The 22,780-nt window shown below is 72.0% G+C and carries 18 protein-coding genes; 6 read left to right on the top strand and 12 right to left on the bottom strand.

Annotation, left to right across the window (positions count from 1 at the left end; translation table 11 throughout):
• Positions 1-2: 2 nt before the first annotated feature.
• From BGO15_RS05770 to gabT, 3 genes are read right to left on the bottom strand one after another with little or no spacing between them, the layout of a single operon-like run.
• Positions 3-1,367 (bottom strand): NAD-dependent succinate-semialdehyde dehydrogenase, encoded by a 1,365-nt coding sequence (locus tag BGO15_RS05770; protein WP_056519414.1) that lies wholly within the window; start codon positions 1,365-1,367, stop codon positions 3-5.
• 19 nt (positions 1,368-1,386) lie between these two features.
• Positions 1,387-2,757, bottom strand: a complete 1,371-nt coding sequence (locus BGO15_RS05765; protein ID WP_056519410.1) for a flavin monoamine oxidase family protein — start codon at positions 2,755-2,757, stop codon at positions 1,387-1,389.
• Positions 2,758-2,763: 6 nt separating this feature from the next.
• Entirely contained in the window at positions 2,764-4,119 is a 1,356-nt protein-coding gene (gene gabT, locus BGO15_RS05760) for a 4-aminobutyrate--2-oxoglutarate transaminase (protein ID WP_056207780.1), read from the bottom strand.
• A 123-nt stretch (positions 4,120-4,242) separates the two neighbouring features.
• Between gabT and BGO15_RS05755 the strand changes: the two genes are divergently transcribed.
• The 3 genes from BGO15_RS05755 (at position 4,243) to BGO15_RS05745 (ending at position 9,224) form a co-directional block, all read left to right on the top strand.
• The gene (locus BGO15_RS05755) at positions 4,243-5,808 is read left to right on the top strand and encodes a PucR family transcriptional regulator (protein WP_056207545.1); all 1,566 of its coding nucleotides are present in this window, start codon (positions 4,243-4,245) and stop codon (positions 5,806-5,808) included.
• Between the two features lie 198 nt (positions 5,809-6,006).
• Positions 6,007-7,338, top strand: a complete 1,332-nt coding sequence (locus tag BGO15_RS05750; protein WP_235557445.1) for an aspartate aminotransferase family protein — start codon at positions 6,007-6,009, stop codon at positions 7,336-7,338.
• Between the two features lie 242 nt (positions 7,339-7,580).
• Positions 7,581-9,224 (top strand): APC family permease, encoded by a 1,644-nt coding sequence (locus tag BGO15_RS05745; RefSeq protein WP_235557442.1) that lies wholly within the window; start codon positions 7,581-7,583, stop codon positions 9,222-9,224.
• A gap of 5 nt (positions 9,225-9,229) precedes the next feature.
• Here the strand turns inward: BGO15_RS05745 and BGO15_RS05740 are convergent, their stop codons facing one another.
• Together BGO15_RS05740 and BGO15_RS05735 are read right to left on the bottom strand one after the other, a co-directional pair.
• Complete coding sequence (locus tag BGO15_RS05740; protein ID WP_056207549.1) at positions 9,230-9,979, bottom strand: DeoR/GlpR family DNA-binding transcription regulator; 750 nt, start codon at positions 9,977-9,979, stop codon at positions 9,230-9,232.
• 117 nt (positions 9,980-10,096) lie between these two features.
• Complete coding sequence (locus BGO15_RS05735) at positions 10,097-11,563, bottom strand: helix-turn-helix transcriptional regulator (RefSeq protein WP_056519407.1); 1,467 nt, start codon at positions 11,561-11,563, stop codon at positions 10,097-10,099.
• A 144-nt stretch (positions 11,564-11,707) separates the two neighbouring features.
• On the opposite strand from BGO15_RS05735, the gene aceA reads away from it, so the two are divergent.
• The 3 genes from aceA (at position 11,708) to BGO15_RS05720 (ending at position 16,280) form a co-directional block, all read left to right on the top strand.
• Complete coding sequence (gene aceA / locus BGO15_RS05730; protein ID WP_045247336.1) at positions 11,708-13,024, top strand: isocitrate lyase; 1,317 nt, start codon at positions 11,708-11,710, stop codon at positions 13,022-13,024.
• A gap of 102 nt (positions 13,025-13,126) precedes the next feature.
• A complete protein-coding gene (gene aceB, locus BGO15_RS05725) occupies positions 13,127-14,788 on the top strand; it encodes a malate synthase A (RefSeq protein ID WP_045247337.1) in 1,662 nt (553 codons plus the stop codon).
• A 115-nt stretch (positions 14,789-14,903) separates the two neighbouring features.
• Positions 14,904-16,280 (top strand): NAD(P)/FAD-dependent oxidoreductase, encoded by a 1,377-nt coding sequence (locus BGO15_RS05720; RefSeq protein ID WP_056207551.1) that lies wholly within the window; start codon positions 14,904-14,906, stop codon positions 16,278-16,280.
• A 54-nt stretch (positions 16,281-16,334) separates the two neighbouring features.
• Here BGO15_RS05720 and BGO15_RS05715 read toward each other — a convergent pair whose 3' ends face one another.
• Genes BGO15_RS05715 through hypF form a run of 7 tightly spaced genes read right to left on the bottom strand, consistent with a single transcriptional unit; the run spans position 16,335 to position 22,776 of the window.
• Entirely contained in the window at positions 16,335-17,069 is a 735-nt protein-coding gene (locus BGO15_RS05715) for a DUF6390 family protein (protein WP_056207554.1), read from the bottom strand.
• Positions 17,066-18,196 carry a hydrogenase formation protein HypD gene (gene hypD, locus BGO15_RS05710; protein WP_056207556.1) on the bottom strand — a complete coding sequence of 377 codons (1,131 nt, stop codon included), beginning with the start codon at positions 18,194-18,196 and terminating at the stop codon, positions 17,066-17,068. The genes BGO15_RS05715 and hypD overlap by 4 nt, the downstream gene beginning before the upstream one ends.
• The gene (locus BGO15_RS05705) at positions 18,196-18,468 is read right to left on the bottom strand and encodes a HypC/HybG/HupF family hydrogenase formation chaperone (RefSeq protein ID WP_045247836.1); all 273 of its coding nucleotides are present in this window, start codon (positions 18,466-18,468) and stop codon (positions 18,196-18,198) included. Before BGO15_RS05705 ends, hypD begins: the two co-directional genes overlap by 1 nt.
• Before the next feature lie 28 nt (positions 18,469-18,496).
• Positions 18,497-19,609 carry a hydrogenase expression/formation protein HypE gene (hypE, locus tag BGO15_RS05700; protein ID WP_082483107.1) on the bottom strand — a complete coding sequence of 371 codons (1,113 nt, stop codon included), beginning with the start codon at positions 19,607-19,609 and terminating at the stop codon, positions 18,497-18,499.
• The gene (locus tag BGO15_RS05695; protein ID WP_056519404.1) at positions 19,606-20,223 is read right to left on the bottom strand and encodes a hypothetical protein; all 618 of its coding nucleotides are present in this window, start codon (positions 20,221-20,223) and stop codon (positions 19,606-19,608) included. Before BGO15_RS05695 ends, hypE begins: the two co-directional genes overlap by 4 nt.
• The gene (locus tag BGO15_RS05690) at positions 20,220-20,471 is read right to left on the bottom strand and encodes a HypC/HybG/HupF family hydrogenase formation chaperone (RefSeq protein ID WP_045247835.1); all 252 of its coding nucleotides are present in this window, start codon (positions 20,469-20,471) and stop codon (positions 20,220-20,222) included. Before BGO15_RS05690 ends, BGO15_RS05695 begins: the two co-directional genes overlap by 4 nt.
• Entirely contained in the window at positions 20,428-22,776 is a 2,349-nt protein-coding gene (gene hypF, locus BGO15_RS05685; protein WP_082483089.1) for a carbamoyltransferase HypF, read from the bottom strand. The genes BGO15_RS05690 and hypF overlap by 44 nt, the downstream gene beginning before the upstream one ends.
• Between the last annotated feature and the right edge of the window lie 4 nt (positions 22,777-22,780).

Below are 22,780 nucleotides of genomic sequence, written 5' to 3'. Positions count from 1 at the left end.
GGTCAGCCGGCGACGCGGACGAGCTTCTTGTTGACGAACTCGTCGGCGGCGAGCAGACCCATCTCGCGGGAGGTGCCGCTGCGCTTGACGCCGCCGAAGGGCAGCTCGGGGCTGTCGGCGAGCACGAGGTTCACGTAGACCATTCCGGCATCGATGGCGTCGGCGACGCGCTCGGCCTGCGCCGGGTCGGTCGTGAAGACGTAGGAGCCCAGGCCGAACGACGTGTCGTTCGCGATCGCGACGGCCTCGTCCTCGCCGGCGACGCGGTAGACGACGCCGACGGGGCCGAAGAGCTCCTCGCGGTAGACGTCCATGTCGCTGGTGACATCGGTGAGCACGGTCGGCGCGTAGAAGGCGCCCTCGCGCGTGCCGCCGGCCACCAGCGTCGCACCCTGGGCGACCGCGTGGTCGACCTGGGCGGCCAGGCGCTCCGCCGCGGCGAGCGACGAGAGCGGGCCCAGCACGGTGTCCTCGGCGAACGGATCGCCGACCGTCGCCGCGGTCATCGCAGCCGTGAACTTCTCGACGAACGCGTCGTAGAGACCGGCGACCACGATGAAACGCTTGGCCGCGTTGCACGACTGCCCGGTGTTGTCCAGGCGCGCCTCGACCGCGGCGCTCACGGCACCGTCGAGGTCGTCGGTCGAGAGCAGGATGAACGGATCGGAGCCGCCGAGCTCGAGCGCGACCTTCTTGAGGTTGCGTCCGGCGATCTCCGCCACCGCGGCGCCCGCCCGCTCGGATCCCGTGACCGAGACGCCCTGCACCCGCGGGTCGGCGATGACGGTCGCCGCCTGGTCGTTGGTGATGTAGAGGTTGGTGTATCCCCCGACCGGCACGCCGGCGTCGTGGTAGATGCGCTCGATCGCGGCCGACGACTCGGGGCACTGCGGAGCGTGCTTGAGCAGGATGGTGTTTCCGAGCACCAGGTTCGGTGCGGCGAAGCGCGCGACCTGATAGGCCGGGAAGTTCCACGGCATGATGCCCAGCAGGACGCCGATCGGCGCCTTGCGGATCACCGCGGTGCCCTCGCCGAGGATGTCGATCGGCTGGTCGGCGGTGATCCGCCCGGCATTGTCGGCGTAGAACTCGGTGATGTCGGCGGCGAAGTCGACCTCGCCCTCCGCCGCGGCGAGAGGCTTGCCCATCTCGCGCACGATCAGCGCCGACAGCTCGTCGCGACGCTCACGGTGGAGCTCGGCCACCCGCCGGATCGCGGCCGCCCGCTCCGCCACGGGCGCGAGGCGCCAGGCGCGGTAGGCGGCATCCGCAGCGGCGACCTTCGCGGCCAGCTCGGTGTCGGTGAGGGTGTCGTAGGTGGCCAGGGTCTCGCCGGTGGCGGGGTTGACGACGGCGTACTCGCTCATGGGCTCTCCTCGGTGGTGGTCAGTCGGCGGCGGCCCGGCGGGCCGCGGTCAGGATGTCGGCGGCGGCGGCGCGACCCATGCGGATCGCCCCGTCGACGTGCTGGTAACCGGCGCCCGCCATGTCGCTGCACGCGAGGTGGACGGGTCCGATGGGCGCACGCAGGTGCGGACCGTAGCGGTGCAGGCCGCCGAGGTCGAAGCTCGCCGCGTAGGCACCGCGCGTCCACTCCTCGCTCCCCCAGTCGCTCTCGAAGTAGACGACGGGATGCCGCGCCTCGTCGCCGTAGTAACGGGCGAGGGCGTCGAGGATACGGGTGCGCCGCTCGTCGGCGTCGAGGGTGAACACGTCGTCGGCGCGCTGGTCGGACACGAACCCGACGAGGGTGCCGCGGCTCTCGCCGTGGGTGGTGTTGTCGTAGGCCTCGTGCACGAGCTCGTACGGGCTGAACGCCGTGCCCGACAGGCCCGCCTCGCGCCAGAACGGCCGGTCGTAGACCGCGTGCACCTTGATCACGAACCCCATGGAGAGGTGCTGGTGCAGCTGCTGCTGCAGCCGGGGCAGCGGCGGCTCGAAGCCGATGCGCTCGAAGAGGGTGGGAGCGAGGGCCAGCACTGCGAACCGCGCGTGCACCTCGAGGTCGGGGGCGGATGCCACCACCCCGCCGTCACCCCATGCCAGACGGTGCACCGGGGCACCCAGGTGCACATCGGCGCCGAGGCGCTCGGCGAGCAGCAGCGGCACCTGCTGGAGTCCGCCGATCACGCGGCGGTCGAGGATGTAGTCCGCGTCGACGAGGTGCGAGAAGCTCCCGGCGCTCGCGGCCATGAGCAGCGCCTGCAGGGCGGAGAACGCATGGGCGGGCTTGGTGAGCATCGCCGCCGCGACGTAGAGGGCGATGTTGTCGACCGCCTCGGCATCGGAGGACTGTGCGCGCAGCCACGCCTCGAACGAGATCGTGTCGAGCGCGACCGCGTCGGGGTGCGCCCACGGGGCATCCGGGTCGATCTCGGCGGTGAGCGCATCGAGGCGTGCGATGAGCGCGGTCATCGCCGCCGCCGTCTCCTCGGAGACCGGGAATAGCTCGCCGGTGAACCGGCGCAGCTCGCCGTCCCGGCCGCGATAGATGCTGTCGCCCTCTCGGTAGCGCGGATAGGTCTCGAGCCCCAGCTCGTCGAGCGTCTCGAGCAGCGCGGTCTGATCGGGCGATACCCACTGGCCGCCGATCTCGAGCACCGCGCCGTCGACCGTGTCGGTCCACAGCCGCCCGCCGACGCGGTCGCGGGCCTCGAGCACCGCCACCGACAGCCCCTGGCGGCGCAGCTCGTGGGCGGCGGTGAGACCCGCCGCGCCCGCGCCGATGACGACGACGTCCTTCGTGATCGAGGTCATCGGCGCTCAGTTCGCCGCGAGGGCCGCGCCGATGACGTCGAACGCCTCGTGCACGAGGGCGTCCGGGATCGACAGCGGCGGGAGGAAGCGGATGACATTGCCGTAGGTGCCGCACGTGAGCACGATGACCCCCTCGGCGATCGACGCTTTCGCGACGGCGGCGGCGAGCGTCGCATCGGGCGCGCCGGTCGCGGGGTCGACGAACTCGGCCGCGATCATCGCGCCGCGTCCGCGCACGTCGCCGATGCGGGCATCGGCCGCCCGCAGCGCCTCGAGGCGGGCCACGAGCACCTCACCCAGATCACGGGCACGGCCGGCGAGGTCGTCGCTCTCGTACACGTCGATCGCGGCGAGTGCCGCGGCGCACGCGATCGGGTTGCCGCCGTAGGTGCCGCCCAGGCCCCCGGCGTGCGAGGCATCCATGATCTCGGCGCGCCCCGTGACGGCGGCGAGCGGGAGGCCCGCGGCGATGCCCTTGGCGGTCGTCACGAGATCGGGGACGACATCGAACAGCTCGCTCGCGAACATCGCGCCGGTGCGGGCGAAGCCGGTCTGCACCTCGTCGGCGATGAAGACGACGCCGTTCTGGCGGCACCAGTCGGCGAGCGCGGGCAGGAAGCCGTCGGCGGGAACGATGAACCCGCCCTCTCCCTGGATCGGCTCGATCAGCACGGCAGCGACCTGCGACGCGCCGATCTGCTTCTCGATCATCGCGATCGCGCGGGCCGCGGCATCCGGACCCGACAGTCCGTCGCGGAAGGGGTACGACAGCGGCGCCCGGTAGATTTCGCCCGCGAACGGGCCGAAGCCGAGCTTGTACGGCATGGCCTTCGCGGTGAGGGCCATGGTGAGGTTCGTGCGCCCGTGGTACGCGTGGTCGAATGCGACGACGGCCGGCCGCGCGGTGAACTTGCGCGCGATCTTGACCGCGTTCTCGACCGCCTCGGCGCCGGAGTTGAACAGCGCGGTCTTCTTCTCGTGATCGCCGGGCGTCAGCCGGTTGAGCGCCTCGGCGACGGCGACATAGGAGTCGTACGGCGAGATCATGAAGCAGGTGTGGGTGAACTGCGCGGCCTGCTGCGCGACGGCGGCGACCACCGCCGGGTGGCTGTTGCCGACCGTGGTGACCGCGATGCCCGAACCGAGGTCGATGAGGGAGTTGCCGTCGGCGTCGACCACGACGCCGCCGCCGGCGGCGACCGCGTGGATGGGGGCGGTGTGCCCGACGCCCGCCGGCACGGCTGCGGCCTTGCGCTCGAGGAGCTGCTGCGACCGCGGGCCCGGGATCGCGGTGACGAGGCGGCGCTCCTGCGGAAGCGCGGGGCCGCCCAGCGGGACGGTGAGGGTGTCGGCGGTGCTCATGTCGGCGACGCTAGCCGCCGACACTGACGACCACCACTCGACGGCGTGTATAACGGGAACGATCACGGCATCCATCCCGTACAGGCCGGATGCCGCCACCGCCGCCCGAACGCCGAGGACCCCATGGCCGAGCCGCACGTCCCGACCCTGCGCGCGCTGCTGGCGCGCACCGAGCTGCGCCTGCGGCTCGAGACGCCCGAGGAGGCCCTGCCGGCGGGCGCGCTCGATGCGGAGCTGCGATGGGTGCACAGCTCGGACCTGCTCGACCCCACACCCTTCCTGTCCGAGGGGCTCGCGCTGCTGACGACCGGCACGCAGTTCCTCGCGACGGCCGCGGAGCCCGACGAGTACGTGGCGTACGTCGAACGACTCTCCTCCCGCGGAGTCGTCGCCGTCGGCTTCGGCACCGAGGTCGTGCGCGCCGGCATCCCGCCCGAGCTCGCGGCGGCCTGTCGCGAGGCAGGACTCCCGCTCGTCGAAGTGCCCTACCGCACCCCCTTCATCGCGGTCGCCCGCGCGAACGCCGAGGCGATCGCCGCCCAGGCATACGCCCGTCGCAGCTGGGCCCTCGCCGCGCAGCGGGCGATCTCCCTCGCGGCGCTGCGGCCCGGCGGACTCGGCGCGATCGTGGACGAGCTGGCCAGGCAGCTCGGCACCTGGGTCGGCCTGTTCGACGCCTCCGGCGCGCTCACCCACGCCCACCCGGTCGACGCTCTCACGTCCGACGCCGCCGAGGCACTGACCGACGAGGTGCAGACGCTCCTGCGGCGCGGCGCCAACACGGGATCGGCCCTGCACGCGGCATCCGGCTCCTTCAGCCTGCAGACCCTCGGTCGCACCGGACGCCTCCGCGGCGCACTCGTGATCGCCGCGACGCACCTCGACCAGGAGGAACGCGGACTCGTGACCGCCGTCGTGGCGCTGGCCGGCCTCGCACTCGAGCAGCGCCAGCGTCTGGACCGCGGCTACGGCGCGCTGCGGCGCGGCGTGCTGCAGGCTCTTCTCGCGGGAGATCTCACCCTCGCCCGCCGCATCGCGCGCGACGTCTGGGGCGCGTTGCCGGGCGGCGATCGCACCGTGGCCGTGACGGATGCCGCCTCCTCCCGTCGCGCCGCGATCTTCGACTGGCTCGACGTGCGGGCCGACGAACCGGGGGTCGAGGTGTTCTACGGGCGCGACGACGACCAGATCGTCGTGCTCGCGGGAACCGGCGGCGAGCGCGTGGCCGCCGACCTCGCGGAGGCCTTCGACCTCCGGGTGGGTGTCGCCGCCGTACCGGACGACGACCTTGCGACCGCCCTGTCCCGCGCGCGCCTCGCCCTGGAGCGCGGCACGGGACGCGTGCGCCGGTTCGAGATCGTCGCGGACGTGGGACTGCTCCCGCACCTCGCGACGCCCGATGCGCGGCGCCTCGCCGACGCCACGCTGGCGCCGCTCGTCGCCCACGACGCGGCCCACGGCACCGAGCTGGTCACGACGTTGCGGGTGTGGCTCGCGCATGACGGGGGGCACGAGGCATCCGCCCGCCTGCTGGGCGTGCACCGCCACACGGTGCGCGCGCGGGTGGCCCTGGCCGAGCACGTGCTCGGGCGGGATCTGTCGGGGTTCGCCGCGCGCAGCGAGCTGTGGGTCGCCATGGAGCTGACGGGCGCGCCATCGATCTCGAAAACTTCGCTATCCGCTGAATAGAACTACTCAGACAACCGAAACCGTCGCGAAATACATCCGCAACGACGTTTTTCCTTGTCATGCGGGGTCGCACCCGTTAGCGTCTCCGGCATGACCGGTCAGCATTCGGCACCCCCCACCCTGGCGTCCCGCGGGTACTCCCCGTCGGGCCCGTTCGACAACGACGACCTGCAACGCAAGAGCCGCGACCACCTGTGGATGCACTTCGCCCGCCACGGCGCCAACCAGGCGGGCGCGCCGGTGCCGATCATGGTGCGCGGCGAGGGCCACCGCGTGTGGGACAGCCACGGCCGCGAGTACATCGACGGACTCGCCGGACTCTTCGTCGTCGCCGCCGGGCACGGCCGTCGTCGCCTCGCCGAGATCGGCGCCCAGCAGGCCGAATCGCTCGCCTTCTTCCCGCTGTGGTCCTACGCCCACCCGGCCGCGATCGAGCTCGCGGCGCGACTCGCCGACTACGCCCCGGGCGACCTCAATCGCGTGTTCTTCTCCTCCGGCGGCGGCGAGGCCGTCGAGACGGCGTTCAAGCTCGCGAAGCAGTACTGGAAGCTGCAGGGCAAGCCCGGCAAGCACAAGGTCATCTCCCGCGCCATCGCCTACCACGGCACCCCGCAGGGCGCCCTCGCCATCACCGGCATCCCCGCCATGAAGGCGCCGTTCGAGCCTCTCACCCCCGGCGGATTCCGCGTGCCCAACACCAACTGGTACCGCGCCGGCGAGATGGGCTTCACCGGACCCGACGAGGCCGCGTTCGGCATCTGGGCCGCCGAGCGCATCCGCGAGGCCATCCTCTTCGAGGGGCCGGAGACGGTCGCGGCCGTCTTCCTCGAGCCGGTGCAGAACGCGGGCGGATGCTTCACTCCCCCGCCCGGCTACTTCCAGCGGGTGCGCGAGATCTGCGACGAACTCGACGTGCTCCTGGTCTCGGACGAAGTGATCTGCGCGTTCGGGCGCATCGGCACGATGTTCGCCTGCGAGCACTACGGCTACGAGCCCGACATGATCACGTGCGCCAAGGCGCTGACCAGCGGCTACGCGCCGCTCGGAGCCACGATCGTCAGCGACCGCGTCTTCGAGCCGTTCGCCCACGGCGACACGACGTTCCTGCACGGCTACACCTTCGGCGGACACCCGGTCTCGTGCGCGGTCGCGCTCGAGAACCTCGACATCTTCGAGGAGGAGGGGCTGCTGCAGAACGTGCAGACCCACGCGCCGCTGTTCCGCGCCGAGCTCGAGACGCTGCACGACCTTCCGATCGTGGGCGACGTGCGCGGCGACGGCTACTTCTACGGCATCGAGCTCGTGAAGGACAAGACCACCAAAGAGACCTTCGACGAGGCCGAATCCGAGCGCCTGCTGCGCGGATTCCTCTCGTCGGCGCTGTTCGACGCGGGCCTGTACTGCCGCGCCGACGACCGGGGCGACCCGGTCATCCAGCTCGCCCCGCCGCTGACCATCGGCCCGAGCGAGTTCCGCGAGATCACCGGCATCCTCCGTGACGTGCTCACGGAGGCCGGCAACCTCATCTGATCCACCGGGGCCACAAGGCCCCACCGCACCGACAGATCCACCGAGGCCGCCGGCCTCAACAGAGAAACGACACACCGACCCGGTCGGCGGCCGCTGGGGGCCTGCGTCCGACCGAGTCTCCGCATCCATCCATCACACCTCGCGCGGAGGCGAACATGACCGTCACAGCCCCCACATCCGGATCAGAAGACAAAGGCCTGCGAAAGGGGGCTGTCGGTCTCGTCGGAAGCGTCGTGATCGGCATGTCCTCCACGGCGCCGGCGTACAGCCTGGCGGCGAGCCTCGGCTTCGTGGTCGCCAGCGGCGGCGCCGTGCTCGCCGGCGTCAAGGCGCCCGCGATCATGCTGCTCGCGTTCATCCCCATGTGGATGATCGCCGTCGCGTACGGCGAGCTGAACAAGGCCGAGCCCGACTGCGGCACCACCTTCACGTGGGCGGCGCGCGCCTTCGGCTCCGTCGCCGGGTGGCTCGGCGGCTGGGGCATCATCGCGGCCGACGTGATCGTGATGGCCAACCTCGCCCAGGTGGCGGGCTCGTACGGATTCACGTTCGTCGGCACCATCACCCAGGACGGCGACATCACGGCGCTCTCGAGCGACACGCTCTGGTCGACCGTCGCGGGCGTCGCCTGGATCGTCATCATGACCGGCATCTGCTACCTCGGCGTCGAGGTCTCGGCGCGTCTGCAGTACGCCCTGCTCGGCATCGAGCTCGTGGTGCTGGTGCTCTTCTCCGTCGTCGCCCTCACCCGCGTCTACAGCGGCAACGGCGTCGACGGCTCCCTCACCCCCTCGCTCAGCTGGCTGTGGCCCGGCGGTCTCGACTTCGGCACCGTCGTCGCGCCGGCCATGCTCACGGCGATCTTCATCTACTGGGGCTGGGACACCGCGGTCTCCCTCAACGAGGAGACCGCCAACCCGAAGAAGACCCCCGGTCGCTCGGCGATCATCTCGACCCTCCTCCTGCTCGTCACCTACGCCCTCGTCTCGGTCGCGGCGATCGCGTTCGCGGGCGTCGGCACCGACGGGATCGGCCTCGGCGTGGAGTCGAATGCGGCGGACGTCTTCTCGGCCATCGCGCCGACCCTGTTCGGCAACAGCTTCTGGGGTCAGGCGGCGGTCGCGCTCCTCGCGTTCTCGATCCTCACCTCGGCCTCCGCCTCCACGCAGACGACGATCCTGCCGACCGCCCGCACCGCGCTGTCGATGGCGGCGTTCAAGGCGATCCCGACGCGCTTCGCACGCATCCACCCGAAGTTCCTCACGCCGACCTGGGCGACCATCGGGATGGGCGTGGCATCCATCGCCTTCTACGTGCTGTTCACCGTGATCTCGCCGAACCTGCTCACCGCCCTCATCGGCTCGGTCGGCCTCATGATCGCCTTCTACTACGGACTCACCGGCTTCGCATGCGTCTGGTTCTACCGCCGCACCCTGTTCTCGAGCGTGCGGAACTTCGTCATGCGCGGGCTCGTTCCACTCGCGGGCGGCGGGATCCTCGCGGTCGCGTTCGTCTACGGACTCATCCAGTTCGCCCAGCCCGACTGGCTCCAGGACGCCGACGGTAACAACGTCGAGTTCTTCGGGATCGGCATGGTGGCCGTCGTCGGTGTGGGCGCGATCCTGGTGGGCGTCGTGCTCATGATCGTCTGGTGGATCGTGTCGCCCGACTACTTCGTCGGACGCACCCTCGGCCGCGCGCAGGCCGTGCTGGTGCTCGAAGGCGTCGACGAGGGACACACGTTCGGCCTGCCGGACTCGGGCCGCGAGCCCACCGTCATCTCGCCCGACCTGTCGAACCTGCCGACCGGTCGCATCGCGATCGACGAGACCACCGGCATCGAGTACCGACGGTCCAAGTCAAGCAAGGGCGACCCGACCGTCTGAGGCGCTCACCCGAGGGCGACGACCTCGATGCCCGATGCGGCGAGGGCGTCGACCTCGGGATGCTGCGCGCCGGCGTCGGTGACGACGAGGGCGAGGTTGTCGGGCGCCGTCACATTGAGCTGGTTGACGACCCCGAGACTCGCGGCGCTCGCGCCGACGACGACCCGTCGCGCGATGTCGATGCCGGCGCGCAGGATCTCGGCGACGTCCGCATCGGCGGCCGTGACACCCCGGACGGCGTCGAGTCCCTCGGCGTCGATCACCGCCGTGTCGTAGTTGTAGCGGCGAACGACACGCTCGGCGTCGGCTCCGACCGCGATGCCGGCCCCGCCGCGCAGCAGACCCCCCGCGATGACCACGGTGGTGTCCGGGTCGGCGGCGAGCACCAGCGCGACGTCGGGCGACGGGGTGACGATCGTGAGCCCGAGGCCCCGCCCGATGAGGGTGCGCGCCACGCCGTGGCCGATGGCGCCCCCCGCGATCATGACGGTGGATCCGGGTTCGAGCACGTCGACCACCGCCTCGGCGAGCGGGGCGGCACGATCGAGGTGCACTCCGGGAACGTCGGCGGTGCGACCCTCGGGCCGTGGGGCGGACGCGCGGCGCGGAATGGCCCCTGCGCTGCGCAGCGCCTCGATGTCGCGCCGCAGCGTCATCGCACTCACACCCAGCTCCGCCGCCAGACCGGCGAGTTCGACGTCGCCGGTCGATGCGACGCGCGACACGATCGCCGAACGGCGCTCCGCGACATCCATCGTCGTCCTCCATCCCGCCGCGGATCGGGTTCCGGGCGAGTGTGAGAAGACTGTCATACCCGGCGCCCGTGCGCCTATCGGCCGGCCGTGCGAATGCTCAACGTCGACGCGGCGATCTCAGTCGCGCGGCGCGTGGGTCGCGAGGAACTCGTAGACCTCCGTCGTGTCGACCCCGGGGAAGGCTCCGGTCGGGAGGGTGGCGAGCAGGGTGCGCGGGGTGCGCACGTTCGGCCACGCGTTCTCGCGCCATTGGGCTTCGAGCTCGACCGGTGCGCGGCGGCAGCACACCTCGACCGAGTGCTTCGAGACGCCCCGGTTGGGGGTGTCCCGTCCGAGGAACCACTTCGTGTCGTCGAAGCGCACCCCGACGCTCACCGAGTGCTGCCCCTCGCTGGAGTTCTCGACGCGGGCCGTGCACCAGTAGGTGCCGTTGCCGGTGTCGGTGTACTGGTAGTACGGGTTGAAGCGGTCGTCGACGTCGAAGACGGCCCGGCTCGTCCAGCGACGGCAGCACATCTGGCCCTCGGTGGCCCCCAGCCGGTCGGTCGGGAAGTTCACGTCGTCGTTCTCGTAGGACTTCGTGATCGTGCCCGACTCGTGCACCTTGAGGAAGTGCACCGGGATGCCGAGGTGCACCGTGGCGAGGTTGGTGAACCGGTGCGCGGCGGTCTCGTACGAGACCGAGTAGGCGTCGCGGAGGTCCTCGATCGAGATGGCCTTGCGCGTCTTCGCCTCGCCGAGGAACGGCACGGCGTGGGCCTCGGGAATGAGCAGTGCGCCGGTGAGGTAGTTCGTCTCGACCCGCTGACGCAGGAAGTCCGCGTAGCTGGCGGGTTCGGTGTGCCCGAGGATGCGGCTCGAGAGCGCCTGCAGCACCGCGGTGCGCGAGTCGCCCTTCTGCGTGAGCTTGCTGGAGAGGTAGAGCCGCCCGTTCTTGAGGTCGGCGACGCTGCGGGTGGTCTGCGGCAGGTCGGGCACGTAGTGCAGCGTGAACCCGAGGTGGGCGGCGATGTCGCTCGTGGTGCGCTGGGTGAGGGGGCCGCCCGGGTGGTGCACGGCATCGAGGATGTCGCGGGCCTGCCGTTCGAGCTCGGGGAAGTAGTTGTTCTGCCCGCGCATGAGATGGCGCAGCTCCACGTTCGCGCGCCGGGCCTCCTCGGGGGTGGCGGCGCGCTCGTCGCGGAGCCGCTCGATCTCGTGCTGGAGGGCGAGCATGGCCTTCAGCGCCTCGTCGGGCACGGTCTTGCCGATGCGGAAGGGCGAGATGCCGAGGGCCTGGAAGGTCTGCCCCTTCATGGCGCGCTCGAGGGAGACCTCGAGGGTGGCGCGCTCGTCGAGCGTCTCGGCCTCGAGCAGCGCGTCGATGGAGGTGCCGAGCGCCTTCGCGATCGCGCGCAGCAGGGTGAGCTTCGGCTCGCGTTTGCCGGTCTCGATCATGGACAGCTGGCTGGGGGCGCGTTCGACCGCCTCGGCGAGCGCCTCGAGGGTGAGCCCCTGCTTCGTGCGCAGCTGACGGATGCGTCGGCCGATCGTCAGCGCGTCGGCCTCGACGTCAGTTTCGGTGGGAGTTTCCGCGAGCGTCATGCCGCGCAGTCTGTCACGAAGAGTGAATTTTTTGCAATCTTCACTCCGAAAATCGCAGGGTTCGCTCTTGAACTTCACGGATAGTGGTCTCACGACGACCTGCCGGTCCACCGACGGACCCGGCATCCGATGAAGGAGACCGCCATGACGATTCAGGCCACGCCCGGACAGCCGCCGCTTCGCGCCGGCGACCAGACGCAGACCGCAGCCGAGCTGCAGGAGATCTGGGACACCGACCCCCGCTGGGACGGCATCGAGCGCACGTACACCGCCGAGGACGTCGTCCGTCTGCGCGGCTCGCTGCGCGAGGAGAGCACCCTCGCCCGCCGCGGCGCCGAGAACCTGTGGAACCTGCTCCACACCGAGGACTACATCCGCGCCCTCGGCGCGTACACCGGCGGCCAGGCCGTGCAGCAGGTGCGCGCGGGCCTGAAGGCCATCTACCTCTCCGGGTGGCAGGTCGCCGCCGACGGCAACCTCGCCGGCCAGACCTACCCCGACCAGAGCCTCTACCCCGCCAACTCGGTTCCGTCGGTCGTGCGCCGCATCAACAACGCGCTGCTGCGTCAGGACCAGATCGAGCACGCCGAGGGCACGATCACCCAGGACTGGCTCGCCCCCATCGTCGCCGACGCCGAGGCCGGCTTCGGCGGCCCGCTGAACGCGTACGAGCTCGCCCAGTCGCTCATCCAGGCCGGCGCCGCCGGCATCCACTGGGAGGACCAGCTGGCCAGCGAGAAGAAGTGCGGCCACCTCGGCGGCAAGGTGCTCGTGCCGATCCAGCAGCACATCCGCACCCTCAACGCGGCCCGCCTCGCGGCCGACGTCGCGGGCGTGCCGACCGTGATCATCGCGCGCACCGACTCGCTCGCCGCCGACCTGCTCACGAGCGACGTCGACCCCCGCGACCAGGAGTTCACGACCGGCGAGCGCACCACCGAGGGCTTCTACCGCGTCCGCGCCGGCATCGAGCCGGTCATCGCCCGCGGCCTCGCCTTCGCCCCGTACGCCGACCTGATCTGGGTCGAGACCGGCGAGCCCGACATCGAGCTGGCGCGCGAGTTCGCGGCCGCGATCCACGCCGAGTTCCCGGGCAAGATGCTCGCGTACAACTGCTCGCCGAGCTTCAACTGGAAGCGTCACCTGAACGACGAGCAGATCGCGACCTTCCAGCAGGAGCTCGCCGACCTCGGCTACAAGTTCCAGTTCATCACCCTCGCCGGCTTCCACGCCCTCAACTACTCGATGTTCGACCTCGCCCGCGGCTACGCCGAGCGCGCGATGAGCGCCTACGTCGAGCTGCAGGAGCGCGAGTTCGCCGCCGAGGACGACGGCTACACCGCCACCAAGCACCAGCGCGAGGCCGGCACCGGCTACTTCGACTTCGTGTCGACCGCGCTGAACCCCGACAGCGCCACCCTCGCGCTGGTCGGTTCGACCGAGTCCGAGCAGTTCCACTGATCCGCGACAGCGTCATCGGATGCCTCGGGGCCGGGGCACACCTCGCGCCCCGGGGCATCCCCCACACCCCCTGACAGAACATCTCCTAGGAAGAACGGGCCAATGACTCCCACCGCCACGGGCATCGCGCCCACGACGAACTCCACCCCCACGACCCACGCGGGTCCCGCGATCGAGATCACGGGCCGCCTCGGCGAGCGCTACGACGAGATCCTCACCCCGGACGCCGTCGCCTTCCTCACCGAGCTCCACCACCGCTTCTCGGGACGCCGCCACGACCGGCTCGCCGACCGCATGCGCCGCCGTTTCGAGATCGGCAACGGCCGCGACCCGCGCTTCCGCGACGACACCGCCGCCGTGCGCGCGAACCCCGACTGGAAGGTCGCCGGTGCCGGACCCGGCCTCGAGGACCGCCGCGTCGAGATCACGGGTCCGACCGACCCCAAGATGACCATCAACGCACTCAACTCGGGCGCCCGCGTGTGGCTCGCCGACCAGGAGGACGCCACCTCGCCGACGTGGAAGAACGTCGTCGAGGGCCAGCTGTCGCTGTTCGACGCGATCCGCGGCCAGTTGTCGTTCACCAGCCCCGAGGGCAAGGAGTACCGCGTCACCGCCGAGCGCACCCCGACGATCGTGATGCGTCCGCGCGGCTGGCACCTGGTCGAGAAGCACATCCGCTTCATCGACCGAACGGGCCGCGGGATGGCGGCATCCGGGTCGCTCGTCGACTTCGGGCTGTACTTCTTCCACAACGCGCAGCAGCTGATCGCGAACGGCTCGGGTCCGTACTTCTACATCGCCAAGCTCGAGTCGAGCGAGGAGGCGAAGCTGTGGGACGACATCTTCACCTTCAGCGAGGAGTACCTCGGCATCGCGCACGGCACCATCCGTGCCACGGTTCTGATCGAGACGCTGCCGGCCGCGTTCGAGATGGAGGAGATCCTCTACGAGCTGCGCGACCACTGCGCGGGCCTGAATGCGGGCCGCTGGGACTACATCTTCTCGATCATCAAGAACTACCGCGGCCGCGGCGCCCGCTTCGTGCTCCCCGACCGCAGCGACGTGACGATGACGGTGCCGTTCATGCGTGCCTACACCGAACTGCTCGTGAAGACCTGCCACAAGCGCGGCGCCTTCGCGATCGGCGGCATGAGCGCGTTCATCCCGAACCGTCGTGACCCCGAGGTGACGCAGCGCGCGTTCGAGAAGGTCGCGGCCGACAAGAAGCGCGAGGCCGGCGACGGCTTCGACGGCACCTGGGTCGCCCACCCCGACCTGATCCCGGTGGCGCAGGCCGAGTTCGACGCCGTGCTGGGCGAGAACCCCAACCAGGTCTCGCGTCAGCGCGACGACGTGGAGGTCACCCCGGCGCAGCTGCTCGACGTGCACATCGGCCTGCCGATCACCGCGGCGGGCGTGCACGGCAACGTGTCGGTGGCGATCCGCTACATCGAGGCGTGGCTGCGGGGCCTGGGGGCGGTGGCGCTCGACAACCTCATGGAGGATGCGGCGACCGCCGAGATCAGCCGCTCGCAGGTGTGGCAGTGGATCCACCAGGACCGCGAGACCGAGGACGGCACCCCCATCACGGTGGCCTACATCGAGGAGCTCATCGCGCAGGTGCTGGGCGAGGTCGACCGCCGCGACGGCGACCGGTTCGACGACGCGGCAGAGGTGTTCCGCGAGGTGGCGCTGCGAGAGGAGTTCCCGACGTTCCTGACGATCGTGGCCTACTCGCGGTTCCTCGTCGACACCGAGTGAGACGGCGCCGCGGGGGGACGCGGCGCGAAAATCGGATGCCCCGGGGCCCCGCACCCCGGGGCATCCGTCTGTCTGCCGGCAGGATGCCTAGGATCGCGGGTATGGGAGCGCAGGCATGACCCGCAACGGTGAGGTGTCGTTCTGGTGGGCGCGTCGGGGCGGGGCGCCCGCGCCGCGCGCGGCGCTTGCAGGGTCGATCGAGGCGGACGTGTGCATCGTCGGCGCCGGCTACACCGGACTCTGGACGGCGTACTCGCTCGCGGGCCTCGATCCGTCGCTGCGGATCGCGGTGATCGAGCAGCGCTTCGCGGGCTACGGCGCCTCGGGCCGCAACGGCGGCTGGCTCACCAACTCGGTGACGGGCGGCCGCGAGCGCTACGTCCGCAGCCACGGCCGCGAGGCCGCGATCGACCAGCAGCGCGCGCTCAACGACACGGTCGACGAGGTGCTCGCGGTCGCCGCCCGTGAGGGCATCGACATCGGTGCGCACAAGGGCGGCGAACTGACCGTCGCGCGCACGCCCGCCGAGCTCGCGCGGCTGCGCGCGTTCGCCGATGCCGAGGCGGCCTGGCCCCACACCGACCTCGAGTGGGCGGATGCCGCGGCCACCGCCGAGCGCGTGCGGGTCGCCGGGGCGCTCGGGTCCCTGTGGCATCCGCACTGCGCGCGCATCGACCCGGCCGCGCTCGCCGCGGGGCTGGCCGCGGCGGTCGAGCGGCGGGATGTGACGATCTACGAGCAGACCCGGGTCGAGGAGATCGTGCCGGGCCGCGCGCGCACCGCGCACGGCGACGTCAGGGCGCCGATCGTGATCCGCGCGACGGAGGGCTTCACGGCGGGCCTTCCCGCGACCCACCGCACCTGGCTGCCGATGAACTCGTCGATGATCGTCACCGAGCCGCTGCCGGCGGACGCGTGGGACGAGATCGGGTGGGACGGGCGGGCGACCCTCGGCGACATGGCGCACGTCTACATGTACGCGCAGCGCACCGCCGACGATCGCATCGCGTTCGGCGGCCGCGGGGTGCCGTACCGCTACGGCTCGCGGGTCGATGCCGACGGCTCCACCGCGCCGGGCACCGTGCGCCAGCTCACGGCACTGCTGCGCACCTTCTTCCCCGCGGCCGTGCGCGTGCCGATCGCGCACGCGTGGTCGGGCGTGCTCGGGGTGCCGCGCGACTGGGCGGCGACCGTCGGGTTCGACCGCGCTACCGGCCTCGGCTGGGCGGGCGGGTACGTCGGCACCGGGGTGACCGCCACGAATCTCGCCGGCCGCACCCTCGCCGACCTGGTGCTCGGCCGCGACACCGCACTCACCCGCCTGCCATGGGTGAACCACCGCGCCCACCGGTGGGAGGTCGAGCCGCTGCGGTGGCTGGCCGTCCGCGGGCTCTACGCCGCCTACCGCGCGGCCGACCGCGTCGAGGCGGCGACGGGCACGGCGCGCACCTCGGTCGTCGCCCGCATCGCGGACGCCATCTCCGGCCACTGAGGGCGGCGCCGCGTCGGCGGGGTGCCGTCAGCGCAGCAGCGCGGCGGAGTGCCGTCACCGGGGGAGCGCGGCGGCGAGACGGGCGTTGACCCGCTCGAGCTGCGACGCGAGGCGCGCGGCGAGGGCCGCGGCATCCGCGTCGTCGATGCGCTCGCACACGGCGTCCCAGTGCACCGTGACCGCATCTCCTACCGCGAGTTCGTCGCCGTACGGCACCGCCACCCGGCGCGGGACGGCATCGCCCCACGCCAGGCTGCCGTCGGCGTAGTGCAGCGCCGGGGCGTCGACGAGGCATCCGTCGTCGACGACCTCGCGCACGCGCGCCGGCACCACGCTGCAGTCGGCGAGCACCTGCACGGGCTCGGGGAGGCCGGTGTCGAGCAGGCGCGTCCACGGGTAGACGCCGAACACGTGGAACGCGTGGTGCGGTGCCGCCTCGGCGGCGAGCCTGTCGTCGAGGTGTGTCCAGTACGAGCCCGCCTGCGGCCCGATGATCGCGACCAGCCGTCGCCACACCTCGTCGGCGTCGAGCGCGTCGCCCTCGGCCGAGCCCGTCCAGTAGGCCCGCACCGCCCGCTCGTCGAGCGGGTCGACGCCCAGCAGACCGCCCACGACAGTGAGGTAAGGCCAGGCGCCCGAGAAGCGCCGGGCGACGTCGGGCACCGAGACGGATGCCGCCTCCCCCCGCGCGACCGCGGCGAGGCCGTCGGCACCCTCGGGGCCGCAGTACCCGCGTTCGTTCGGCTGATGCGCGTAGCGCGCGAACAGCCGCTCACCGGCGGCGGTCACGCCCGCGCCACCGCCTGCGCGGCCTCGCGGTGCAGGCGCCCGAAGTTGTAGTACGCGGCGCACGCACCCTCGGGCGAGACCATGCAGGTGCCGATCGGCGTCTCCGGGGTGCAGGCCGTACCGAACACCTTGCACTGCCAGGGCTTGATGACCCCGCGCAGCACGCTGCCGCACTCGCAGGCCGGCGGGTCGGCGACCCGCACGCCCGGCATCGCGAACTTCTGCTCCGCGTCGAAGCGGGCGTAGTCGGGGTGGATGCCGTAGCCCGAGCGCGGGATGTAGCCGAGCCCGCGCCACTCGAAGGTCTCGCGCACCGCGAACACCTGTCGCATGAGGGCGAGGGCGGCGGGATTGCCTTCGGGCCGCACGACGCGGGCGTACTGGTTCTCGACCTCGCAGCGCCCGCTCTCGTACTGGGCCAGCAGCATCTCGATCGACTGCAGGATGTCGAGCGGCTCGAAGCCGGTCACCACGATCGGCAGGCCGTACTCCTCGGGGATGAACCGGAAGATCTCGGTGCCGACGACGGTCGAGACGTGCCCGGGGCCGATGAAGCCGTCGAGCTCGAGGTCGGCCGAGTCGAGGATGGCGCGCAGCGGCGGCTCGATGAGCACGTGGTTGCAGAAGATCGAGAAGTTCCGCACGTCGAGGGCCGCGGCCCGCGCGATCGTCACCGCGGTGGAGGGAGCGGTCGTCTCGAAGCCCACGGCGAAGAACACGACCTCCTTGTCGGGGTTGTCGATCGCGATCTTCAGCGCGTCGAGCGGCGAGTAGACGAACCGCACGTCCGCGCCCGAGGCCTGCGCCTGCAGCAGGCTCCCCTCGGTGCCAGGCACCCGCATCATGTCGCCGAAGGTCGTGAAGATCACGCCGGGACGGTGCGCGAGCCAGACCGCGTCGTCGACGCGACCCATCGGGATGACGCACACCGGGCAGCCGGGACCGTGCACGAGCTGGATCGACTCCGGCAGCAGGTGCTCGAGGCCGTGCCGGTAGATGGTGTGCGTGTGACCGCCGCACACCTCCATGAACGACAGCGGGCGACCGAGGCGCTCGGCCTGGCCCTCGATGACCGTCAGCAGCGACCGGGCAGCCGCCGGGTCGCGAAACTCATCGACGAAACGCATCAGACGATCTCCGTCTCCATGAAGGCCTCGAGCTCCTCGTCGTAGGTGCGACCGAGCTTCCGGATCTGATCGAGGGTGAGGTCGGCCTCGCGCTCGTCGATCTTGCTCATCGCGAACCCCACGTGCACCAGCACCCAGTCCCCCACCCTCACCCCCTCATCGGCGAGGAGGCGGGTCGAGATGGTGCGGCGCACGCCGCTCACCTCGACGGACGCGAGGTCGTCGGCGTCGTCGACGATGGCGACGATCTCGCCGGGGATGCCCAGACACATGGGGGGTTCCTTCTTTCCGTGCGGCCGGTCAGCAGATCCGCGGGAGCGGATCGCCGACGAGCATGTCGACGATGCGGGTGCCGCCGAACGCATTGCGCACGGCGACGATGTCGGACGGCGAGGCGACGACCTCGCCGATGCGGGCGGCCTGCGCGCCGCCGGGCAGCGACCGCAGGGCGGCGAGCGCGGCATCCGCCTGCGCCGCCGGCACGATCGCGGCGAACATGCCCTCGTTCGCGACGTAGAGCGGGTCGATGCCGAGCATGTCGCACGCGCCGCGCGCGGCGGGTTCCACCGGCACCGCGTCGTCGTCGACGATCACGCCGAGACCGGCCGCCTGCACGAGCTCGTTGAGCACCGTGCCGAGGCCGCCACGGGTGGCGTCGCGCATCCACCTGGTGCCGGGCGCGGCATCCATCATCGCCTCGACCAGAGCGGACACTGCTCGTGAGTCGCTCGCGACCGGCGCATCGATCGCCAGGGTGCCGCGGGCGAGCATGACCGCCATGCCGTGGGAGCCGATGGGTCCGGACACGAGGATCGCGTCGCCGGGCTCGACGAGGTGCGCGCCAAGCTCACGGCCCTCGGGGATGAGGCCGACCCCCGCGGTGGTGATGAAGACCTTGTCGGCGGCTCCCCGCGGCACCACCTTCGTGTCGCCCGCGACGATCGCGACGCCCGCCGCGTCGGCGGCGCGCCGCATGTCGGCGGCGACCTCCCGCAGCACATCGATCGACAGGCCCTCCTCGATCACGAACGCGGCTGTGATCCACCGCGGCACGGCGCCGGTGACCGCGAGGTCGTTGACGGTGCCGTTGACGGCGAGGTCGCCGATCGAGCCGCCCGGGAAGCGGATCGGGTTGACGACGTACGAGTCGGTCGTGAACGCGAGACGCCCGGCGGGCACCTCGAGCACGGCCGCATCGCCCGGATCCGACGGTGTCGGCGAGCCGAACGCCTCGAAGAACACCGCGTCGACGAGCGCCGCGGACGCCTTGCCGCCGGCGCCGTGGGCGAGGGTCACGAACTCGTCGATGAGACGGGGCCGTCGACGGCGGAACGCCTCGATGCGGGCGAGGACGTCGTCCTCGCTGTCGTTGAGCCGGTTCTTGGAGCGCGGGGGCGCAGCCTGGTCGGTCATCGGGGGTCTCCGATCGGGGGAAGGGATGCGGGCTCGGCGACCAGGGCGATCGCGGTGCCCGCGTGGATGACGAGGAGGTCGCCGGGCAGCACCTGCCCGACGATCGTCACGTCGACGTCTTCGAGGCCATCGGCCGTGCGCACCCGCGCCGGCTCGAACAGGCCCTCGGGGGCGGCGACCACCTCGCCGAGGCGCCCCTCGTCGCTGCAGGTGATGCACACCTCGTCGGTGCACTCCACGATCGCCGGGGCGATCGCGAGCGGGTCGGCCGCCAGGCGCGGCGCCGACTCGGCCCAGTCGGCGAGGAGCTCCCGCGGGTCGCCCGGCACGCACACCGTCGCGAGCCCGTCGTCGGGGCGGGACGACTCCCCCACCCAGATCGCGTTCGCGCCCCACGCCGACGCACGGCGCAGGATGCGGTCGCGCCCCGGGAAGTCCGCCACTGCCACGACGCTGTCCCCGGCCCGCACCCGGGCGCGCAGCACCGCCTCGGCGCCCGCCGTCGGCACCGCGACGAACGGCGCGGGAGCCGCGGCATCCGTCACGACATACAGGGCGCCGTCGATCGCGCGACTGCGAGCGAGGTGCACCGCCGCGACCCGCCCGTCACTCACGACGCCACCGCCGGGAACTCGTCGAGCAGGCCCGCATCGCGCATCGCGGACATGACCTGCGCGACCTGCTCCTCGGGCACTCTGGTGAGCGCGAAGCCGGCGTGCACGATGACGTGGTCGCCGACCTCGAGGTCGGGCAGGAAGTTCAGCTTCACCCGGCGCAGCTCGCCCGCGAAGTCGACCTCCGCGAGCAGCGCGCCGCCCTCATCCCACCGTCGCAGGATGCGACCCGGAATCGCGAGACACATGTGCGTCCTCCCCTCTCTCCAGCAGCAGGGTGCCGGCCCAGGCCTGCCCCAGACTGAGACCTCCGTCGCCGGCCGGCACGCGCTCGTGCACGAGCACCGGCACCTGCAGTGCGGTGAGCGTGGCACGCACCGCCGTGCGCAGGGCGAGGTTCTGCCAGGTGCCGCCCGAGAGCCCCACCAGACGCGCGCCGCGGGCGGCGGCGACGTGCGCGAGGGTCTGGGCGGTCCACATGGCGATGCCGTCGTGGAACCGCCGCGCAAGGCACGCGACGGCGTCGCCGGCGCGCAGCCGGTCGGCGAGCTCGCGCACGAGCGTCTCGGGCGTGACGTCGGGTGCGGCGCCGTGGCCGCCGTGTCGGCAGGCGGATGCCGCGGCCTCCAGCTCCATCGCGGCCTGCGCCTCGTACGTCACCCGGTGGCGCACACCGAGCAGTGACGCGACGGCGTCGAACAGGCGACCGACGCTGGAGGTCGTCGGGCACGCGATGCCCGCGGCGAGCTGCGAACGCACGACGGCGAGCTCGGCGGGCGGGGCGGCGTCGAGGCAGGGCAGGCCGGTGTCGTCGATGCCCCAGTCGGCGAGCACGGCGACGGCGGTCTTCCACGGGTTGCGGGTCGCGCTGTCGCCGCCGGGCAGCCGGAACGGGCGCAGGTGGGCGGCGCGCTCCCACCGCAGCGGCCGCGCGTCGAGCGCGAGGAACTCGCCGCCCCAGCTCGTGCCGTCGTCGCCGAACCCGGTGCCGTCGAAGGTCGCGACGACGACGGGCTCACCGCCGGCCTGGTGCTCGGCGACGAGGCTCAGCGCATGCGCGTGGTGGTGCTGCACCTGCAGCAGGGGGATGCCGCGGGCCTCGGCGTGCCGCTCGGCCCACCGGGTGGTCGCGTAGTCGGGGTGCCGGTCGGCGACGAGCAGGTCGGGCTCGCGGCGGTGCAGGGCCGCGAGCTGGGCGACGCTGCGCTCGAACGCGCGCTGGCAGGCCAGCGACCCCATGTCACCGATGTGGGGCGAGAGGAACGCCATGCCGTCACGGGTGAGGGCGAACGTGCTCTTCAGCTCACCGCCGACCGCGAGCACCGCGCCGGCGCCCGAGGCGAGCCGCACCGGCAGGGGCGCGTAGCCGCGGCTGCGCCGCAGCGGCACGAGCTCGTCGCGGTCGGGGTCGGCGAGCACCACGGAGTCCTCGACGGGCACGTGGATCCGCCGGTCGTTCGACACGAACGCGTCGGCGATGCCCGCGAGCCCCGCCCGCGCCTCGTCGTCGTCGAAGAACAGCGGATCGCCCGACACGTTGCCGCTCGTCGCCACCCACACGTCGCCGTCGCCGAGCAGCAGCTCGTGCACCGCGGCGCTCGCGAGCATCACGCCCACCCGATCGAGCCCGGGGGCCACCGACGGTGCCAGATCGGATGCCGCGGCCTGCCCGGCGATCACGATGGGGCGCGCCGGTCCCGCCAGCTCCCGTCCCGCACGCGGGTCGAGGTCGATGAGCTGGGCGGCGAGCGCGACCGATCCCGCCATCACTGCGAACGGCTTGTCGGGGCGGTGCTTGCGCTCCCGCAGGCGCGACACGGCGTGCTCGTCGCGCGCGTCGCACATGAGGGTGTAGCCGCCGAGCCCCTTCACCGCGAGGATGCCCCCGGAGCGCACCAGCGCACGGGCGGCGTCGATCGCGTCGAGGCCGGTGGCCGCGGCATCCGGTTCGGCGTCCTCGTCGTAGCGGAGCGTGGGGCCGCACTCCCAGCAGCTGATCGGCTGGGCGTGGAAGCGCCGGTCGAGCGGGTCGTCGTACTCGGCACGGCACGCGTCGCACATCGGGAACACCGACATGGTCGTCAGCGGGCGGTCGTAGGGCAGGTCGCGGATGATGCTGAGCCGCGGACCGCAGTTCGTGCAGGTGATGAAGGGGTACCGGTAGCGGCGGTCGGTCGGGTCGTGCAGCTCGCGGCGGCAGTCGTCGCACAGCCCCGCGTCGGCGGGGATCAGGGTGCGCGCCCCCTCGGCCCGCCGCGAGGGCACGATGCGGAAGCCGCTCTCGTCGGGGATGGTCGCGACCGCGCGCACCTCGACGTCGTCGACCACGGCGAGCGCGGGCGCATCGGCGCGCACCGCGGCGACGAACGCGCCGAGAGCGCCCCTCGTGGCCTGCGCCTCGATGAAGACGCTCTCGTCGTCGTTGCCACACCAGCCGGTCACCCCGTAGGCGGCCGCCACCCGGGCGACGTGCGGCCGGAAGCCGACACCCTGCACCACGCCGCGCACGGTGAGTGCGTGGCGTTCGAGCGAGGGGGATGTCGGGGAGAGCACGTCG

This window comes from Microbacterium sp. 71-23, assembly GCF_001897265.1.
GTDB classification, from domain to species: Bacteria; Actinomycetota; Actinomycetes; order Actinomycetales; family Microbacteriaceae; genus Microbacterium; species Microbacterium ginsengisoli.
The sequence above is the reverse complement of the archived record's forward strand: the minus strand, read 5'-3'. Positions and strand labels throughout refer to the sequence as shown.

What these genes read in the sequence shown, in the direction of transcription:
- BGO15_RS05770 (WP_056519414.1), bottom strand. Translation starts at nt 1,367, where the DNA reads ATGAGCGAGTACGCCGTCGTCAACCCCGCCACCGGCGAGACCCTGGCC.
- BGO15_RS05765 (WP_056519410.1), bottom strand. Translation starts at nt 2,757, where the DNA reads ATGACCTCGATCACGAAGGACGTCGTCGTCATCGGCGCGGGCGCGGCG.
- gabT (WP_056207780.1), bottom strand. Translation starts at nt 4,119, where the DNA reads ATGAGCACCGCCGACACCCTCACCGTCCCGCTGGGCGGCCCCGCGCTT.
- BGO15_RS05755 (WP_056207545.1), top strand. Translation starts at nt 4,243, where the DNA reads ATGGCCGAGCCGCACGTCCCGACCCTGCGCGCGCTGCTGGCGCGCACC.
- BGO15_RS05750 (WP_235557445.1), top strand. Translation starts at nt 6,007, where the DNA reads ATGCACTTCGCCCGCCACGGCGCCAACCAGGCGGGCGCGCCGGTGCCG.
- BGO15_RS05745 (WP_235557442.1), top strand. Translation starts at nt 7,581, where the DNA reads ATGTCCTCCACGGCGCCGGCGTACAGCCTGGCGGCGAGCCTCGGCTTC.
- BGO15_RS05740 (WP_056207549.1), bottom strand. Translation starts at nt 9,979, where the DNA reads ATGGATGTCGCGGAGCGCCGTTCGGCGATCGTGTCGCGCGTCGCATCG.
- BGO15_RS05735 (WP_056519407.1), bottom strand. Translation starts at nt 11,563, where the DNA reads ATGACGCTCGCGGAAACTCCCACCGAAACTGACGTCGAGGCCGACGCG.
- aceA (WP_045247336.1), top strand. Translation starts at nt 11,708, where the DNA reads ATGACGATTCAGGCCACGCCCGGACAGCCGCCGCTTCGCGCCGGCGAC.
- aceB (WP_045247337.1), top strand. Translation starts at nt 13,127, where the DNA reads ATGACTCCCACCGCCACGGGCATCGCGCCCACGACGAACTCCACCCCC.
- BGO15_RS05720 (WP_056207551.1), top strand. Translation starts at nt 14,904, where the DNA reads ATGACCCGCAACGGTGAGGTGTCGTTCTGGTGGGCGCGTCGGGGCGGG.
- hypD (WP_056207556.1), bottom strand. Translation starts at nt 18,196, where the DNA reads ATGCGTTTCGTCGATGAGTTTCGCGACCCGGCGGCTGCCCGGTCGCTG.
- BGO15_RS05705 (WP_045247836.1), bottom strand. Translation starts at nt 18,468, where the DNA reads ATGTGTCTGGGCATCCCCGGCGAGATCGTCGCCATCGTCGACGACGCC.
- hypE (WP_082483107.1), bottom strand. Translation starts at nt 19,609, where the DNA reads ATGACCGACCAGGCTGCGCCCCCGCGCTCCAAGAACCGGCTCAACGAC.
- BGO15_RS05690 (WP_045247835.1), bottom strand. Translation starts at nt 20,471, where the DNA reads ATGTGTCTCGCGATTCCGGGTCGCATCCTGCGACGGTGGGATGAGGGC.